This is a genomic window from Actinomadura sp. NPDC048394, assembly GCF_040651755.1.
GTDB classification, from domain to species: Bacteria; Actinomycetota; Actinomycetes; order Streptosporangiales; family Streptosporangiaceae; genus Spirillospora; species Spirillospora montaniterrae.
Genome location: NZ_JBEZJL010000027.1, coordinates 1 through 16,569 on the forward strand (window position 1 = coordinate 1; position 16,569 = coordinate 16,569).

12 protein-coding genes are annotated in these 16,569 nt (G+C 73.5%); 4 read left to right on the forward strand and 8 right to left on the reverse strand.

The window, feature by feature from the left end:
• Positions 1–19 precede the first annotated feature (19 nt).
• Positions 20–940: a LacI family DNA-binding transcriptional regulator gene (locus tag AB0C78_RS20850; RefSeq protein WP_360750274.1), complete on the reverse strand. Its 921-nt coding sequence runs from the start codon at positions 938–940 to the stop codon at positions 20–22.
• Between the two features lie 250 nt (positions 941–1,190).
• Between AB0C78_RS20850 and AB0C78_RS20855 the strand changes: the two genes are divergently transcribed.
• The 3 genes from AB0C78_RS20855 to AB0C78_RS20865 are packed head-to-tail and all read left to right on the forward strand — an operon-like array spanning position 1,191 to position 5,354.
• Positions 1,191–3,425 carry an MMPL family transporter gene (locus AB0C78_RS20855; RefSeq protein WP_360750276.1) on the forward strand — a complete coding sequence of 745 codons (2,235 nt, stop codon included), beginning with the start codon at positions 1,191–1,193 and terminating at the stop codon, positions 3,423–3,425.
• Positions 3,426–3,432: 7 nt separating this feature from the next.
• Positions 3,433–4,695 (forward strand): sensor histidine kinase, encoded by a 1,263-nt coding sequence (locus AB0C78_RS20860; protein WP_360750278.1) that lies wholly within the window; start codon positions 3,433–3,435, stop codon positions 4,693–4,695.
• On the forward strand, positions 4,692–5,354 hold the full coding sequence (locus tag AB0C78_RS20865; RefSeq protein WP_360750280.1) for a response regulator transcription factor: 663 nt from the start codon (positions 4,692–4,694) through the stop codon (positions 5,352–5,354). Before AB0C78_RS20860 ends, AB0C78_RS20865 begins: the two co-directional genes overlap by 4 nt.
• Positions 5,355–5,488: 134 nt before the next feature.
• Here AB0C78_RS20865 and AB0C78_RS20870 read toward each other — a convergent pair whose 3' ends face one another.
• Positions 5,489–7,177, reverse strand: coding sequence for a BTAD domain-containing putative transcriptional regulator (locus AB0C78_RS20870; RefSeq protein WP_360750282.1), 1,689 nt, complete (start codon positions 7,175–7,177; stop codon positions 5,489–5,491).
• A gap of 173 nt (positions 7,178–7,350) precedes the next feature.
• Here AB0C78_RS20870 and AB0C78_RS20875 point away from each other — a divergent pair, with 173 nt between their 5' ends.
• Positions 7,351–8,115, forward strand: a complete 765-nt coding sequence (locus tag AB0C78_RS20875) for a hypothetical protein (protein ID WP_360750284.1) — start codon at positions 7,351–7,353, stop codon at positions 8,113–8,115.
• Positions 8,116–8,194: 79 nt separating this feature from the next.
• Here the strand turns inward: AB0C78_RS20875 and AB0C78_RS20880 are convergent, their stop codons facing one another.
• Genes AB0C78_RS20880 through AB0C78_RS20905 form a run of 6 tightly spaced genes read right to left on the reverse strand, consistent with a single transcriptional unit; the run spans position 8,195 to position 16,376 of the window.
• Positions 8,195–8,872, reverse strand: coding sequence for a response regulator (locus AB0C78_RS20880; protein WP_360750286.1), 678 nt, complete (start codon positions 8,870–8,872; stop codon positions 8,195–8,197).
• 32 nt (positions 8,873–8,904) lie between these two features.
• Positions 8,905–11,499, reverse strand: coding sequence for an ATP-binding protein (locus AB0C78_RS20885; RefSeq protein WP_360750288.1), 2,595 nt, complete (start codon positions 11,497–11,499; stop codon positions 8,905–8,907).
• A gap of 23 nt (positions 11,500–11,522) precedes the next feature.
• The gene (locus tag AB0C78_RS20890; protein WP_360750290.1) at positions 11,523–12,440 is read right to left on the reverse strand and encodes a potassium-transporting ATPase subunit C; all 918 of its coding nucleotides are present in this window, start codon (positions 12,438–12,440) and stop codon (positions 11,523–11,525) included.
• Position 12,441: 1 nt separating this feature from the next.
• Positions 12,442–14,619 carry a potassium-transporting ATPase subunit KdpB gene (gene kdpB / locus AB0C78_RS20895; protein ID WP_360750292.1) on the reverse strand — a complete coding sequence of 726 codons (2,178 nt, stop codon included), beginning with the start codon at positions 14,617–14,619 and terminating at the stop codon, positions 12,442–12,444.
• Positions 14,616–16,286: a potassium-transporting ATPase subunit KdpA gene (gene kdpA, locus AB0C78_RS20900; RefSeq protein ID WP_360750294.1), complete on the reverse strand. Its 1,671-nt coding sequence runs from the start codon at positions 16,284–16,286 to the stop codon at positions 14,616–14,618. Before kdpA ends, kdpB begins: the two co-directional genes overlap by 4 nt.
• Positions 16,287–16,376, reverse strand: a complete 90-nt coding sequence (locus AB0C78_RS20905; RefSeq protein WP_360750296.1) for a K(+)-transporting ATPase subunit F — start codon at positions 16,374–16,376, stop codon at positions 16,287–16,289.
• Positions 16,377–16,569: the final 193 nt, after the last annotated feature.

The following is a 16,569-nucleotide window of genomic DNA, read 5'->3' on the forward strand; positions in this document are numbered from 1 at the left end:
GTTTTTCTGTCTTTTGCTTTTAGTGTGTTGTCCTGCCCCTCGCTGGACGGGCTGCCGGCGCGGCCCGCCCCCGCCCCGCCCGCCCCCGCCCCCCCCCCCCCCCCCCCGCCACGTCGCCGGGAACGCGGAGACCGGCGTCCTCCAGCGCCCTCATGATGAGCATCGCGTAGTCGTCGTTATAGGCGAACACCGCGTCTGGACGATGCGGATCGGCGGCCCACCCGGCGACCAGGTCCCCGGCTTCCTCCTCGTCGAAGCCCAGGTCGACGGGCCGGACCTCGATCCCCTGTGCGGCGGCGACCCGCTGCACGCCCGCCAGACGAGGACGGCTGTAGGCCTCCAGCCCCTTCTCCCTCGGCATGAGCACGGCGATGGAGGAGCGTCCCCGCTCGGCCAGGTGCTCGGCCGCGCGCGCGCCGATCGCCTCGTTGTCGAAGACGAAGGTGGGGACCAGCGGGGACGGGGCGTCGCCGAGCGCTACGACCGTGGGGATGCCGGTGTCGTGGAGCTGGCGGACGGCCGCCCTGGTCAGCCGCCCCGCCTCGACCAGGATGGCGGACGGGCGCCACTGCGCCCAGTCGCGGGCCGCGCCGATGCCCTTGCCCCGGTCATCGCCATAGAGCACGACCTTGTACCCGAGCCGGCGCAACTCCTCCCCGAGAGCGTCGAGGTGGGCGGCGGCGAGGGCGCCCATACCGGCCCTCGGCAACGGCATGAGGACGATGTCACTGCGGCCGCTGCGGAGCGTCCGCGCGGACGCGTGCGGAATGTAGCCCAGGCTGGCCGCGGCCTCCCGAACCTTGGCCCGGGTGGCCTCGGTGATCCGCATCCCGGGCGCGTCGTTCAGCACATAGGACACCGTGGCCTGCGAAACCCCCGCAAGCCTGGCGACGTCAACGCTCGTGGGCGCCCGCCCGGGCCGCGGAGTCCGCTCTTCCATGCCCCCAGTATCCCGCGATCAAGGACGCGGGACGGCTGCGCCCGGTCCCGGCAAGGCAGGGCAGGGCACCGCCATGGCCGCATGGTTCGGCTAGTGCGCAGGCACTAGGACGCGTGTAGCTGCTGGTCCGGGTGCACTAGGGGAAGACGGCGGCAGGAGACGATGCCCCGGCGGGGCGCCGGAAGGAAGTGTTGGAGACGCGCGGATCTCGCGAATTCCCTTCCCTAGCGGTGTCTGGAGTGATCAGCACGTGGCGACATCTCTCTACCGGATCGGGCGGTGGGCCTTCCGACGGCGCCGGCTCGTGATCGGCCTGTGGCTGGGCGTCCTGATACTGGCCGGGGTCGCCGCCGCCACGGCGCCCGCCGGGCAGGACGAGGACCTCTCCATGCCCGGCACCGAGTCGCAGAAGGCGTTCGACCTGCTGGACGAGCGCTTCCCGCAGGCCAACGCTCAGGGCGCCGACGCCCGCCTGGTGTTCCAGGCCCCGGACGGGCGGCGGGTGACGGCCGCGGCGAGCAAGGCCGCCGTCGAGGACGCGCTCGGCTCGCTGAAGGGCGGCGACCAGGTCGCGTCGGTCACCGACCCCTACGCGACCGGGGCGGTCAGCAAGGACGGCACCATCGCCTACTCGACGATCACCTACACCGCGGACGCCGTCGACCTGACCGGGCCGGCCAAGCGGGCCCTGGAGGACGCGGCGGACAGGGCCCGGGACGCGGGGCTGACCGTGGAGATCGGCGGTTCGGCCCTGGACGCGGAAGAGGCGCCGGGCGGCACGACGGAGATCATCGGCGTGGTGGTGGCGGCGGTGGTGCTGGTCCTCGCGCTCGGCTCGCTGGTCGCGGCCGGGCTGTCGCTGCTGACCGCCTTCTGGGGCGTGGCCATCGCGTTCGGCCTGGTCACCGCGCTGGCGGTGCCGCTGGGCCTGACCTCGACCGTCGCCATCCTGGCGCTGATGCTGGGGCTGGCGGTCGGCATCGACTACGCGCTCTTCATCACCTCCCGGTTCCGTGACGAGCGCGCCCGGGGCGGCGAGCCGGAGGAGGCCGCCGGACGGGCGGTGGGCACGGCCGGGTCCGCCGTCGTCTTCGCCGGCGCGACCGTCTTCATCGCCCTCGCCGGGCTGGGGGTCGTCGGGATCCCGGAGCTCACCAAGATGGGCCTGGCCGGCGCGGGCGCGGTGGCGCTCGCCGTGCTCGTCGCCCTGACGCTGGTGCCCGCGCTGTTCGGCTCGTTCGGCCGGCGGGTCCTGTCCCGCGCCGTCCGCAAGGGCGGCCTGCCGGGAAGCCCGGGGAACGGGCGCCCGGGGCCTGCCGCGTCCGGGCTCGGCACCCGCTGGGCGCGGTTCGTGCTGCGCCGGCCGGTGGCCGTGCTGCTGGTCGCCGGGCTCGGTCTCGGCGCGGTCGCCGTGCCGGCGCTGAGCCTGGAGCTCGGGCTGCCCGGAGACGAGTCCAAGTCGGTGGAGACCACCCAGCGCCGCGCCTACGACCTGCTGTCGGAGGGTTTCGGTCCCGGCTTCAACGGCCCGCTGACCGTGGTCGTGGACATGCGGGGGTCCGCCGACCCGCGAGCCGCCGCGGACCAGGTCGTCGAGACGGTACGGGGCATGGACGGGGTCGCGTCGGTCGGTGAACCGGTTCTCAACCGGCGCAAGGACACCGCCGTCCTCACCGCCGTCCCGCGGACCGCGCCGGCCAGCGAGAAGACCAAGGACGTGGTGCACGCGATCCGGGGCGCGGTCGCCGGCGTCGAGGCCCGGACGGGCGCCGACGTCCTGGTGACCGGCACCACCGCGCTGAACATCGACATCTCCGAGGCGATGTCCGGCGCGCTCGTCCCCTACCTGAGCGTCGTCATCGGCTTGGCCGTGCTGCTGCTGATGGTGGTCTTCCGCTCGGTGCTGGTCCCGGTCAAGGCCGCGCTCGGCTTCCTGCTGTCGGTGGGCGCCGCGTTCGGCGTCCTGGTCGCCGTGTTCCAGTGGGGCTGGGCGGCGGACCTGATCGGCATCGAGCAGACCGGGCCCGTCATGTCGCTGATGCCGATCCTCATCATCGGGATCGTGTTCGGGCTCGCCATGGACTACGAGGTCTTCCTGCTGTCCCGGATGCGGGAGGCCTACGTCCACGGCGCGTCCCCCGGCGAGGCGATCGTCGGCGGTTTCCGGCACAGCGGGCGCGTGGTGGCCGCCGCGGCGATCATCATGATCAGCGTGTTCACCGGGTTCGTCGGGATGAGCAACCCGACCATCCAGACGATGGGCCTCGGCCTGGCCTCCGCGGTCGCCTTCGACGCGTTCGTGGTCCGGATGGCGATCGCGCCCGCGGTCCTGGCGCTGCTCGGGCACCGGGCCTGGTGGCTGCCGCGTAGCCTGAAGCGTGTGCTGCCGAACGTGGACATCGAGGGTCAGGCACTGAACGCGCATGTCCCCGCCTCCGCGACCGTGCCGGACGCGGTCGCGCCGCTCCCCGTCGACGGGCGTTGAGCCGGCCATGGCGAACCCGGGCGGCGGTGGCCCGCGATCACGCGGCGCGTGGTGGCGCGAGGGGACGATCACGGCGATCGCGTTCGCGCTCTGCCTGCTCGGCGGCGCGCTGCAGGTCGACGACAAGTCGCTGGCGCCGCCGCCCGCCGCCGCCTACCTCATCGCCGTGGCGTCCTGTGCCGTGCTGCCCGCGCGGCACCGGGCGCCCCTGGCCGCCATGGCGGCCACGACCGCGTGCGGCGTGCTGGTCCCGCCCCTCGGCCTGCTGCTGAGCCCGCCCATCGTGGCCCCCGCCGTGGTCGTCGCCTACTCGCTCGCCGTGCGCGCCGAACGGCGCACGGCGGCCGCGGTGCTGCTCGCCGCCGCGGCGCTGCCGGCCGCCTCCGATCTCGCGTTCGCGTTCGGGAGCCTCTCGTGGCAGGACGCGAGCAGGGTGGCGGCGGTGGCGGCGTTCCCGCTGGTGGCCGGCATTCTCGGGCACTCGACGCAGAACCGGCGCGCTTACCTGGCGGCCATGGAGGAGCGGGCGCGGCGGGCCGAGAAGAGCCGGGACAGCGAGGCGCGCCGCAGGGTGGCCGAGGAGCGGGTCCGCATCGCCCGGGAGCTGCACGACCTCGTGGCCCACCAGATCACCCTGGCCAACGCGCAGGCCACGGTCGCCGCGCACCTCTTCGACACCCGTCCCGAGCAGACCCGCAAGAGCCTGCGGGAACTCGTCGAGACCACCGCCGACGCGCTCGACGACCTGCGCGCCACGGTCGGGCTGCTGCGCCAGACCGGCGACGCGGCCGCGCCCGCCGAACCGGCGCCCGGGCTGTCCCGGCTTCCCGCGCTCCTCGAATCGTTCCGCCGCGCGGGTCTGGAGGTGTCGGTGCGTCACGAGGGCACGGCCAGGCCGCTGCCGCCCGGGTTGGACCTCACCGCGTACCGGATCGTCCAGGAGGCACTGACCAACGTGACCAAGCACGCCGGCACCGGCAGCGCCCGGGTGCGCCTCGCGTGGAACCGCGACCGCGTGACCATCACCGTCGCCGACGACGGAGGAGGCGCCGCACCGTCCACGTCCATGGGGACGGACCGTCCGCCCGGTTACGGCCTGATCGGGATGCGCGAGCGCGCCACCGCGGTCGGCGGGCACCTCTCCGCGGGCAGGCGCCCGGAGGGCGGCTTCCTCGTCTCGACCGAGTTGCCCCTCCCGCCCGCCAAGGACGCGGCGCGCGAGATCGACGGAGCGCCGGCCGCCGTCGAAGGGGCCGGGGACGCGCCATGACGCTCCGCGTGCTGCTCGCCGACGACCAGGCCCTGCTGCGCGGCGCCTTCCGGATGCTGCTCGACACCGCCGACGACATCACCGTGGTCGGCGAGGCCGCCGACGGCCGCGAGGCGGTGCGGCTCACCCGGGAGCTGCGCCCGGACGTGGTGGTCATGGACATCCGGATGCCCGAGGTGGACGGCCTCACCGCGACCGCGGAGATCTGCGCGGACCCGGACCTGCGCGGCAGCCGCATCCTGATCCTCACCACCTACGAGACCGACGAGTACGTCGCCCAGGCGCTCCGCGCGGGGGCCGGCGGCTTCATCGGCAAGGGCATCGGGGCCGGGGAGCTGCTGGACGCCGTGCGCACGATCGCCGCCGGCGACACGCTCCTCTCCCCCGCCGCGACCCGGTCGCTGGTCGCCCGCTTCCTGGCCGCACCGGACGACGCCCCGCCGCGCGACCCCGAGCGGCTCGCCGCGCTCACCCCGCGGGAACGCGAGATGGTGGCGCTGGTCGCGACGGGCCTGTCCAACCAGGAGATCGCGGAGCGGGTGTTCCTGAGCCCGTTCACGGTCCGCGCCCACGTGCAGCGCGCGATGACGAAGCTGGACGCCCGCGACCGGGCGCAGCTCGTCGTGATCGCCTACCGGACGGGCCTCGCCGGCGCCTAGGCTCGTCCGGCACGGCTCAAAGGCTGCGCACCATGCTGGAACTGTTCCCGAAATGGTTTCCCGACCACGACTACAAGCCGTTCCGGCGGCGGCTGGACATGGCGCTCAAGCGCCGTTGAACGTCCGCGCCGGTGTCACGGGCTCGGCTCGGGCAGGGGAATGGCGACGAGAACCTCGTCGAGGGCGCGGACGACCGGGGCGGGCAGCACGCCTTGCGTGACGAGGTCCTCCGGTGATGTGAAGCGGCGCGAACGCCGCGCCGTCACGATCGCGTTCGCGTGGTACGGGCCGACGCCCGGCAGGGACGCGAGGACGCGTTCCGGCACGGCGTTGACGTCCACCAGGCCGCCGTCGTCGAAGTCGCGCGGGAGGTCGGGGCGTCCGATCCCGAGTTCGCGGGCCATCTCCGGATGGTGCCGGAGCAGCGAACGCGCCTGCTCCCGGCGCGTGCGGCGCTCGATGTAGTCGACCATCGCCGACGCGGGGAGCCGCGAGGCGCCCGCCGGACGGCCCGGTCCGGCCGGGTCGGCGGTCAGGACGGCGACGTGGACCGCGCCGCCGACCATGGTGACGAGCCACGCGCCCATCGCCACCCCGTCCAGCGCCGAGACCGCGTCGGCGTCCTCGCTGGTGACGATCGTGAGGAAGACCGTGATCAGGACGAGGTAGCCGGCCGCCGCCGCGCCGAGGCGTGCGCTGCGGCGCCGTCCGGCGAAGTAGGCGATCATCGCCCAGGTGCAGATCCCGAACGTGACGACCGGGACGGCGCTCGCCGCGAGCCGCAGCGGCCACGGGTGCGGGCGCGCCGGGCCGTCGACGGCGGCGCCCACGTGCGGCGTCGACACCGCCCAGCCCAGCTGGGGTGGCGTGGCCGGGATCGCGTCATCGGCCCAGGGTGCGGTGGCGGCCGGCCCGGACGTCTCCGGCGGCTCCGCCAGGTCCGCGATGTGCGCGTCCGCCGGGAGGTGCGGCGCCGCCGCGTGCGCCTGCACCGGCAAACGGGCGGCGGTGGCGTCCGCCGGGACCGGGACGGGCTCTCGCGGGAGATCGCCGCGCAGGATGCCCAGGTGGAGGTGCTGGAGGCGTTCGCCGGGCTCGACGCCGAACTCCTCGGTGAGGAAGGCGCGGGCGTCCCGGTAGGCGGCCAGCGCCTCGGCCTGCCTGCCGGACCGGTAGAGGGCGAGCATCAGCAGGTGGCGCAGCCCTTCCCTGAGGGGGAAGTCGGCGACGAGCCGGTGGAGCTCCGGGACGAGCTCGGCGTGCCGTCCGAGGTCGAGGTCGATCTCGGCGGCGGCCTCCGCCGCGGCGGCGCGTTCGTCCGCGAGGCGTTCGCGTGCCGCGTCGAAGAAGCGGCCGCGGACGTCGTGCAGCGCCTGCCCCTGCCAGAGGCCGAGCGCATCGCGCAACCGCGACCGCGCCTCCTCGATCTCGCCTCGCGCGCGAGCGGCCAGCGCCTCGCGGACGCCGTCGCGGAAGACCTCCGCATCGAGGGCGCCCCGGTCGACGTGGAGCGAGTACCCGGCGCTCGTCAGCGTGAGGAGACGGCTCGGCGCACGCGGGGAACGGTCCGGTTCCAGCACGCGGCGCAGCCCCGCGACGTACTTCTGGACGACGTTCGCCCCGTTGTCGGGCGGCTCATCCGCCCAGACGGCGTCCACGATCGCCTCGGTCGAGACCGCCCGGTTCGGTTCCAGCAGGAGGACTGCCAGCACCGCGCGCTGCTTGCCCGGCCCGAGGTCGAGCTCCTCCTCGCCCCGCCACGCGCGGAGCCGCCCGAGGATCTCGAAGCGCGGTACCTGGGGGGAAAGGGGATCGGCGGCCATGGGCACCCCCTCTGCTCAGTCGCGCCTGCGGCCGTCCGCAGCGGCGGCGCAGTGGCGCCGCAGTCGTCCGGCAGTGCGTGCGGGGTAGCCGAAGCATAACGACAGAGATCCGGCATCGGCACGCCCCAGGCTGCTCGGCGAGACCTTTTCGACCGACCTGAAAGAGGGGACCGATGCGCATCACCACAGTGCCGCTCCTGGGGATCGCGGCCGCGCTCGCGCTCATGCCCGCGACCGCCTGCGGGCCGAAGGCGGACGACGCGGCGAAGAAGGCGTCCGGAACCACCGCCGCCTCCCCGTCCCGCACCGCCACGCCGTCGCCCACCCCGGCCCCGAACGGGGTGGAGAAGCTGCGTCCCACCAAGATCCTGGCTCGTGCCCGCAAGGCGACGCTGGCGGCGCGGACCCTCCGGCTCCACGGGACGTTCCACGACGGGAACAAGATCCTGGCGCTCGACTTCCGCTACGCCGGCGCGAAGGAGGCCGTCGGCGACGTGACGATGGGCCGCGAGCGGTTCACCCTGATCCGGATCGGCCGGTCCGTGTACTTCAAGGGCGACGACGCGTTCTGGAAGTCGATCGGCGGCAAGGGGGCCGCCCAGCTGATGTCCGGCAAGTACCTGCGGACGACGTCGAAGGACGAGGGCTTCGCCGGCCTGGCCGAGTTCAGCGACCGGGGAAAGTTCTTCGCGGAGCTGTTCGCCCCGGAGGGCACGGTGACCAAGGGGCGGACGGAGATGATCGCGGGGACGCCCGCCATCGCGCTGCGGGACCAGTCCGGCGGCAAGCTGTACGTGGCGACGGTGGGCGAGCCGTACGCCCTGCGCATGGGCGGCGGCCCGGGGAACCGCCTGGACTTCGACGGCTACGGCGCGGCGGTCGCGATCACGACTCCGCCCGCGTCCCAGGTCGTCGACGCCTCGGCGCTGAAGCCCTGAGCCCGGCGCGGTCGCCGCGGCGGCGCGGTCGCCGCGGCGGCGCGTTCCCCGGGCGGGCGGGTTCGGGGGCGGCCCCTGGTCACGGCTCGAAGCGGTAGCCCATCCCGGGTTCGGTGATGAGGTGTCGCGGCCGGGAGGGGTCGTCCTCGAGCTTGCGGCGCAGCGAGGCCAGGTAGACGCGCAGGTAGTTGGTCTCGCTGCGATGGTTCGGGCTCCACACCTCGGCGAGGAGCCGCCGCTGGGAGATCAGCTTGCCGGGGTTGCGCACCAGGATCTCCAGCAGCCCCCATTCGGTGGGGGTGAGGTGGACGCGGGCGCCGCCCGGCCCGTAGACGATCTTGCCGTTCAGGTCGACCGAGTGCCGGCCGACGTCCACCGTGGGCAGGTCCTCGCCGGCGGGCGCCCGGCGGGTGATCGCGCGGATCCGGGCCAGCAGCTCCTCGACGCCGAACGGCTTGGTGACGTAGTCGTCGGCGCCGGCGTCCAGGGCGCCGACCTTGTCGCCGCCGCCGGCCCGCCCGGACAGCACGATGATGGGCACCGCCGACCATCCGCGGAGCCCGCGGATCACGTCGACCCCGTCGAGGTCCGGCAGGCCGAGGTCGAGGATCACCAGGTCCGGATGCCATTCGGCGGCGCCGGTCAGGGCGCCCTTGCCGTCCGGGACGGCCCGCACCTCGTAGTCGCGGGCCCGCAGGTTGAGCCGCAGGGTCGCGAGGATCTGCGGCGAGTCGTCCACCACCAGCACGCGCGTCATGCCGCTGGTGAGGGGTCGGGGAGGAACACGGGTCACCTCTGATGGACGTGTGCGCTCTCGTCACACGGACGGGAGCCGATCGGCATGGTGAGGATCATGGTGAGGCCCCCGCCGGGGGTCTCCTCCGGGGTGATGTCGCCGTCCATGGCCTCGGCGAGGCCGCGGGCGAGGGCCAGGCCGAGGCCGACGCCGGTCTCGTTGTCGCGGTCGCCCAGCCGCTGGAACGGCCGGAAGACGCGGTCGCGGGCGGCGGGCGGGATGCCGGGGCCGCGGTCGATGACGCGCAGTTCGAGCCGGTCGCCGTGCGCGCTGGCGGTGACGAGGACGGGCTCGCCCGGCGGGTTGAACCGCACGGCGTTGGCGACGAGGTTCGCCAGGACGCGTTCCAGCAGCGCCGGGTCGGCGACCATCTCCGGCAGGCCGTCGGGGACATGGATCTCGACCGCGTCCTGGTCGCCGTCGCCGATCGCCCGGGCGGCGACGTCCTCGGCGGCCACGCGGCGCGGCGCGACGCCGAGCGACCCGGCCTGCAGGCGGCTCATGTCCAGCAGGTTGGCCACCAGGTGGTCGAGCCTGGCCAGGGACTCGGCGGCGGTGGCGACCAGCTCGTCCCGGTCCTCGGCGCTCCAGGCGACGTCCGGGCTGTGCAGGCTCTCGACGGCGGCCTTCGCCGACGCGAGCGGGGTGCGCAGGTCGTGGCTGACGGCGTTGAGCAGCGCGGTGCGCATCCTGTCGGCGGCCTCCAGCGGGCGGACCTGCCGGGCGGTCTCGGCGAGGCGCTGGTGGCGCAGCGCGACGGCGGCCTGGGCGGCGAACGCCTCCAGCACGCGGCGGTCCGAGGCGGGCAGCGTCCGGCCCCGCAGGACGAGGGAGAGCGTGCCGTCCTCGACCTGGACGTCGGACTCCCCCGCGTCCGGGCTGGTGCAGGGTTCGCCGCCGGCGGTGGCGACGATCCCCCAGCGGTCCGGGTCGCGCAGGGCGCCGGGCGTGGCCGGCGCGTCCGGGTCGCGTTCCAGCAGCGTGACGGTGTCGAGCGCGTAGGTCTCGCGGAGCCGTTCGAGGATGTTCCCCAGCGCGCTGTAGGCGCCGGGCACCGCGACCGGCGCGTGCTCGCCCCGCAGGATGTCCCCGGCAAGGGTGGACAGCACCTCCGCGTCCGCGCGGGCCCGCGCCGCCTCCCGGCTGCGGCGCGCGGTGATGTCGACGATCGTGCTGACCGTCACCCCCACCACGACGTAGATCACGAGCTGGAGCAGCGCCTCGGGCTGCTGGACGGTGAACTTCCCGATGGGCGGCGTGAAGTAGTAGTTGAGCAGCAGCGAGCCGCCGATCGCCGCGAACAGGGCCGGGTACAGCCCGCCCAGCAGCGCCACCCCGACGACCGCGGCCTGGAACAGCAGGATGTCGCTGGCCAGGGACAGCTCCCCGCGCAGGTGCACCAGCAGGACGGTCAGCAGCGGCAGCCCGGCCGCGGCCAGCACGAAGCCGGCGTCGCGGCGCGCGGCAGGGATGCCGGCCGCGCGCCGCGCACGCCAGCGCCGTCCCTGGTTGGTCTCCTCATGGGTGACCAGGTGCACGTCGATGGCCCCGGACTGCGCCGTGGTCGTGACGCCGACGCCGCGCGAGAACATCTGGGCGACGCGGCCCCGCCGTGACGCGCCGAGGACGAGCTGGGTGGCGTTGACACCGCGGGCGAAGTCCAGCAGCGCGTCCGGCACGTTCGACCCGACGACCTGGTGGTAGCTGCCGCCCAGGCTCTCCACCAGGGCGCGCTGCCGGGTCAGGTTCGCGGGGCCGGCGTCGGTGAGCCCGTCGTTGCGGGCGACGTGGACGGCGAGCAGGTCGGCGCCCTTGGTCCGGTCCGCGATCCGCGCGGCCCTGCGGACGAGGGTGTCGCCCTCGGGGCCGCCGGTGAGCGCGACGACGACGCGCTCGCGGGCCTCCCACGTGCCGGCGATGCCGTGGTCGGCGCGGTACCGGTCGAGCTGGTCGTCGACCTTGTCGGCCAGCCACAGCAGCGCCAGCTCGCGCAGCGCGGTGAGGTTGCCGACGCGGAAGTAGTTGCCGAGCGCGGCGTCGATCTTCTCGGGGGCGTAGACGTTGCCGTGCGCCATCCGGCGGCGCAGCGCCTCCGGCGCCATGTCGACCAGCTCGACCTGGTCGGCGCGGCGGACCACCTCGTCCGGGACGGTCTCGCGCTGCGGCACCCCGGTGATCCGTTCGACGACGTCGTTGACCGACTCCAGGTGCTGGACGTTGACGGTGGTGACGACGTCGATGCCGGCGTCCAGGATCTCCTCGACGTCCTGCCAGCGCTTGGCGTTGCGCGAGCCGGGCACGTTGGTGTGCGCCAGTTCGTCGATCAGCGCGACCTGGGGCCGGCGCGCGATGACGGCGCCGGTGTCCAACTCGGTGAAGCTCGCGCCGCGGTGGTCAAGCGTCCGGCGCGGCACGACCTCCAAGCCTTCGAGGAGCGCGGCGGTGCGCGGCCGGCCGTGCGTCTCGACGAAGCCGACCGCCACGTCGGTGCCCCGCTCCCGGCGGCGGGCGCCTTCGGCGAGCATGGCGTAGGTCTTGCCGACGCCGGGCGCCGCACCGAGATAGACGCGCAGTCTGCCGCGTCCCATCGCACCTCTCCTTCCCCGCTGGGTCAGCCGCGGACCGGGTACGCCCGGTCCAGCGCGATGTTGAGCTTGAGGACGTTCACGCGCGGCTCCCCCATGAAGCCGAGGTCGCGGCCGTCGGTGTTGTCCGCGACCAGCCGCTTGACCTGGTCGGGGGCGATGCCGCGCGCTTCGGCGACCCGCCGGGTCTGCAGCGCGGCGTAGGCGGGCGAGATGTGCGGGTCGAGGCCGCTTCCGCTCGCGGTGACCGCGTCGGCCGGGACGGCCGGCCGGGCGGGCGCGCCGCCCCGGACCGGAACGACGAGGCCCTTGGCGTAGTCCTCGCCGTACTTGGCCAGCTCGACGGGCACGCCCTTGTAGACGGTGATGAACGGCGCCTTGACCACGCCCTGTTCCTCGTTGAGGCTGACGACCCGGGTGGGACGCGGGACGGTGCCGTCGGCCGTGCGGTGCCCGAAGACCGCGAGGACCGCGCCGACCCCGCCGGGGGTGCAGAACGGGCGCGCGCCGCTCACGCCTTCCAGCTCGCCGACGGCTTCGCTGCGCGCGCACACCTGGGTGAGCAGGCTCTGGCGGGCGTTCTCGTCCTCCTTGCCCGCCGCGACCAGCTTGGGGTCGGGCAGGGTGTCGACGACGTCCTCGGGGCCGAGGTTGCTCGCGGACGTGGCGGTCGGGTCGTAGCCGTCGCCGGCGTTGGACGGGCGGCTCTGGAAGTACTGCTTGAGCGGCCTGCCGCCGGAGTCGGTGAAGGACTGGCCGATGAGGGCGCTGCCCGCCGTCCGGCCGTGCAGCGAGACGTAGGAGCCGTCGGCCTGGTCCTTCAGGCCGGGGATCCGGCCGGCCGCGAACACGGCCAGCGGATAGACGACGCCGAGCAGGACGGTCAGCACGAGCAGGGCGCGCAGCGCGGCGAGGTGCTGCCGGACCCAGGTGGGATAACGCATGTCAGGACATCCCCGGAAGGAATCGGATGATGAGGTCGATGAGCTTGATGCCGATGAACGGCGCGACGATGCCGCCCAGCCCGTAGACGGACAGGTTCCGCGACAGCAGCCGGGACGCGCCGCCCGGCCGGTACCGGACGCCGCGCAGCGCCAGCGGGATCAGCGCGACGATCACCAGCGCGTTGAACACGACGGCGGACAGGATCGCCGACTGCGGGCTGTGCAGCCGCATGACGTTCAGCGCGTCCAGCCCCGGATAGAGGCCGGCGAACAGCGCCGGGATGATCGCGAAGTACTTCGCGATGTCGTTGGCGATCGAGAAGGTCGTCAGCGCGCCGCGGGTGATGAGCAGCTGCTTGCCGATCTCCACGATCTCGATGAGCTTGGTCGGGTCGGAGTCGAGGTCGACCATGTTCCCGGCCTCCTTGGCGGCCGAGGTGCCGGTGTTCATCGCGACGCCGACGTCGGCCTGCGCGAGCGCGGGCGCGTCGTTGGTGCCGTCGCCGGTCATCGCGACGAGCCGGCCGCCCTCCTGCTCGAGCCTGATGAGCGAGAGCTTGTCCTCGGGCTTGGCCTCGGCGAGGAAGTCGTCCACGCCGGCCTCGTCGGCGATCGCCTTGGCCGTCAGCGGGTTGTCGCCGGTGATCATCACGGTGCGGATGCCCATCCGGCGCATCTCGTCGAACCGCTCCCGCATCCCGGCCTTCACCACGTCCTTGAGGTGGACGACGCCGAGCACCCTCACGGTGCCGTCCGCTGCTTCGCCGACGACCAGCGGGGTGCCGCCGGACGCGGAGACGCCGTCCACGATCCCGCTCAGCTCCGCCGGCACGGTCCCGCCCCGCTCGCGCACCCACTCGGCGACCGCGCCGGCCGCGCCCTTGCGGAGCATCCGGTCCGGTACGCCGTCGCGCGCCCCGTCCAGGTCGACGCCGCTCATCCTGGTCTGCGCCGAGAACGGCACCCAGGTCGCGTGGGTCAGCTCGCCGGGCGTCCGCTCGCGCAGGCCGTGGCGCCGCTTGGCGAGCACCACGACCGAGCGTCCCTCGGGTGTCTCGTCGGCCAGGCTGGACAGTTGCGCCGCGTCGGCCAGCGCGTCCGGGGTCACGCCGCGGACCGGCAGGAACTCGGCCGCCTGCCGGTTGCCGAGGGTGATCGTGCCGGTCTTGTCCAGCAGCAGCGTGTTGACGTCGCCCGCGGCCTCCACCGCGCGTCCCGACATCGCCAGGACGTTGCGCTGGACGAGCCGGTCCATGCCCGCGATGCCGATCGCCGACAGCAGCGCCCCGATCGTGGTGGGGATCAGGCACACCAGCAGCGACACCAGCACGATGCCCGTGACGCCGTGCGCGCCGAGCGAGAGCGAGTCGCCGGCGCCCGGGTTGGCGCCCTTGGAGAAGATCGCCAGCGGCTGCAGCGTGGCGACGGCCAGCAGGAAGATGACCGTCAGCGCGGCGAGCAGGATGTTGAGGGCGATCTCGTTCGGCGTCTTCTGCCGGCTCGACCCCTCCACCAGCGCGATCATGCGGTCGATGAACGACTCGCCGGGTTTCTGGGTGATCTTGACGACGATGCGGTCGGAGAGCACCTTCGTCCCGCCGGTCACCGCGGACCGGTCGCCGCCGGACTCGCGGATGACCGGCGCGGACTCGCCGGTGATCGCCGACTCGTCCACGCTGGCGATGCCCTCGACGACGTCGCCGTCCCCGGGGACGATCTCGCCGGCCTCGACGACGACGTGGTCGCCCTGCCGCAGCTCCGGGGCGCCGACCCGCTCCTCGCGGGCATCGCGGCGGCCGGGCGTCCAGTCGAGCAGGCGGCGCGCCACGGCGTCGGTCTTGGCGCGTCGGAGGGCGTCCGCCTGCGCCTTGCCGCGTCCTTCGGCGACCGCCTCCGCGAGGTTCGCGAAGAGGACGGTGAGCCACAGCCACGCCACGATCAGCCACGCGAACACGCTCGGGTCCAGCGCGGCCAGGACCGTGGTCCACACCGCGCCGATCTCCACGATGAACATCACCGGGTTGCGCCACAGGGTGCGCGGGTCGAGCTTGCGCAGCGCGTCCGGCAGGGACCTCACCATCTGCTTCGGGTCGAGCAGCCCGCCCTGGATCCTGCCCCCGCCGCCGGGTTCGGGCTGCCGCGGCGCCGGGCTCGTCTTCTGAACGGTCTGAGTGGTCATGAGTGGATTCCTTCGGCCAACGGCCCCAGCGCCAGCGCGGGGAGGAAGGTGAGCGCGACGAGGACGACGGTGACGCCGACGACGAGGCCGACGAACTGCGGCCGGTGCGTGGGCAGCGTGCCGCCGGACTCCGGGGCGTGCCCCTGCCGCGCCAGCGACCCCGCCAGCGCCAGCACGAAGATCATCGGCAGGAAGCGCCCGAGCGCCATGCACAGGCCGAGCGCGGTGTCGTAGAAGACGGTGTTGACGGTCAGCCCGGCGAACGCCGACCCGTTGTTGTTGGACGCCGAGGTGAACGCGTACAGCACCTCCGACAGCCCGTGCGGCCCGCGGTTCAGCATCCCTTCCCGGCCGCTGCCGGTCGCCATCGCGACGCCCGTGCCCGCCAGCACCAGGATCGGGGTGATCAGGAAGTACATCGAGGCGAGCTTGATCTCGCGGGCGCCGATCTTCTTGCCCAGGTACTCGGGCGTGCGGCCCACCATGAGACCCGCGACGAACACCGTGATGACGGCGAGGACCAGCATCCCGTACAGGCCCGAGCCGGTCCCGCCGGGCGCGACCTCGCCGAGCATCATGTTGACCAGCGTCATCATGCCGCCGAGGCTTGTGTAGGAGTCGTGGAAGGAGTCCACGGCGCCCGTCGAGGTCAGCGTCGTCGCCGCGGCGAACGTCCCGGAGTTCGACACCCCGAACCGGGTCTCCACGCCCTCCGTGGCGCCGCCGACCGCGGTCGGCACCGTCCCGTGGTGCATGAGCTGGAACACCTGCACGAGCACGACGCTGATGACCGCGAGGGTCGCCATCACCGAGACGATCGCGTACCCCTGCCGGTTGCTCCCGACCATCCGGCCGAACGTCCGGCACAGCGCGAACGGGATGAGGAGGATCAGGAAGATCTCCAGCCAGTTCGTCCACGGCGCGGCGTTCTCGAACGGGTGCGCGGAGTTGGCGTTGTAGAAGCCGCCTCCGTTGGTTCCGAGCTCCTTGATGGCCTCCTGGCTCGCCACCGGCCCGCCGGTGATCGCCTGATGCCCTCCGGCGAGCGTGTTCACCACGTGGTGGTTCGCGTCGCCGAAGTTCTGCACCAGCCCGCCCGCGATCAGGATCAGGGCGCCGGCGAAGGCGATGGGCAGCAGGATCCGGACGCTGCCGCGCACCAGATCGACCCAGAAGTTGCCGAGCTGGTCGGTGCGCTTGCGGGCGAAGCCGCGCACGAGCGCGATGGCGACGGCCATGCCGACGGCGGCGGACACGAAGTTCTGCACCGCCAGCCCCGCCATCTGCACCAGGTGGCCCATCGTCGACTCGCCCGAGTACGACTGCCAGTTGGTGTTGGTGACGAAGCTGACCGCGGTGTTCCACGCCTGGTCCGCCTTGACCGGCGGGAAGCCGAGGCTCAGCAGCAGCCGGTCCTGCAGCCGCTGCAGCCCGTACAGGAACAGGATGCCGATCACCGAGAACGCCAGGACGCTGCGCGCGTAGACGGGCCAGGTCTGCTCGGCGTCCGGCTTCGCGCCGATCAGCCGGTAGATCACCCGCTCGGCGCGCGAGTGCCTCGTACCGCTGTAGACGCGGTACATATAGTCGCCCAGCGGCCGATAGACCACCGCAAGGGCGAGCACGAGGGACCCGATGAAAAGGATCCCCGCGACGGTCGTACTCATCTAGAAGCGCTCCGGGAACAAGAGTGCGGCGATAAGAAGGAGGGTGAGGAGGGCGGCGAGCACGAGCCCGACCGCGTTCTCGGCGGTCACAGCTTCTCCACGCCCCTCACCAGCGCGCCGAGCAGGACGAACACGCCCACGGTCAGCAGCACGAACACCACGTCGCTCATGGATGACTTCCTCGTCGAAGGTCGTGACGGCCGGGCGGCGGACGGCTCCAGGCGCCCCGGACGCGGCCCCCGTCACATCCCGGCTCCATTCCGGGACCTAATGGAGTAAAGCG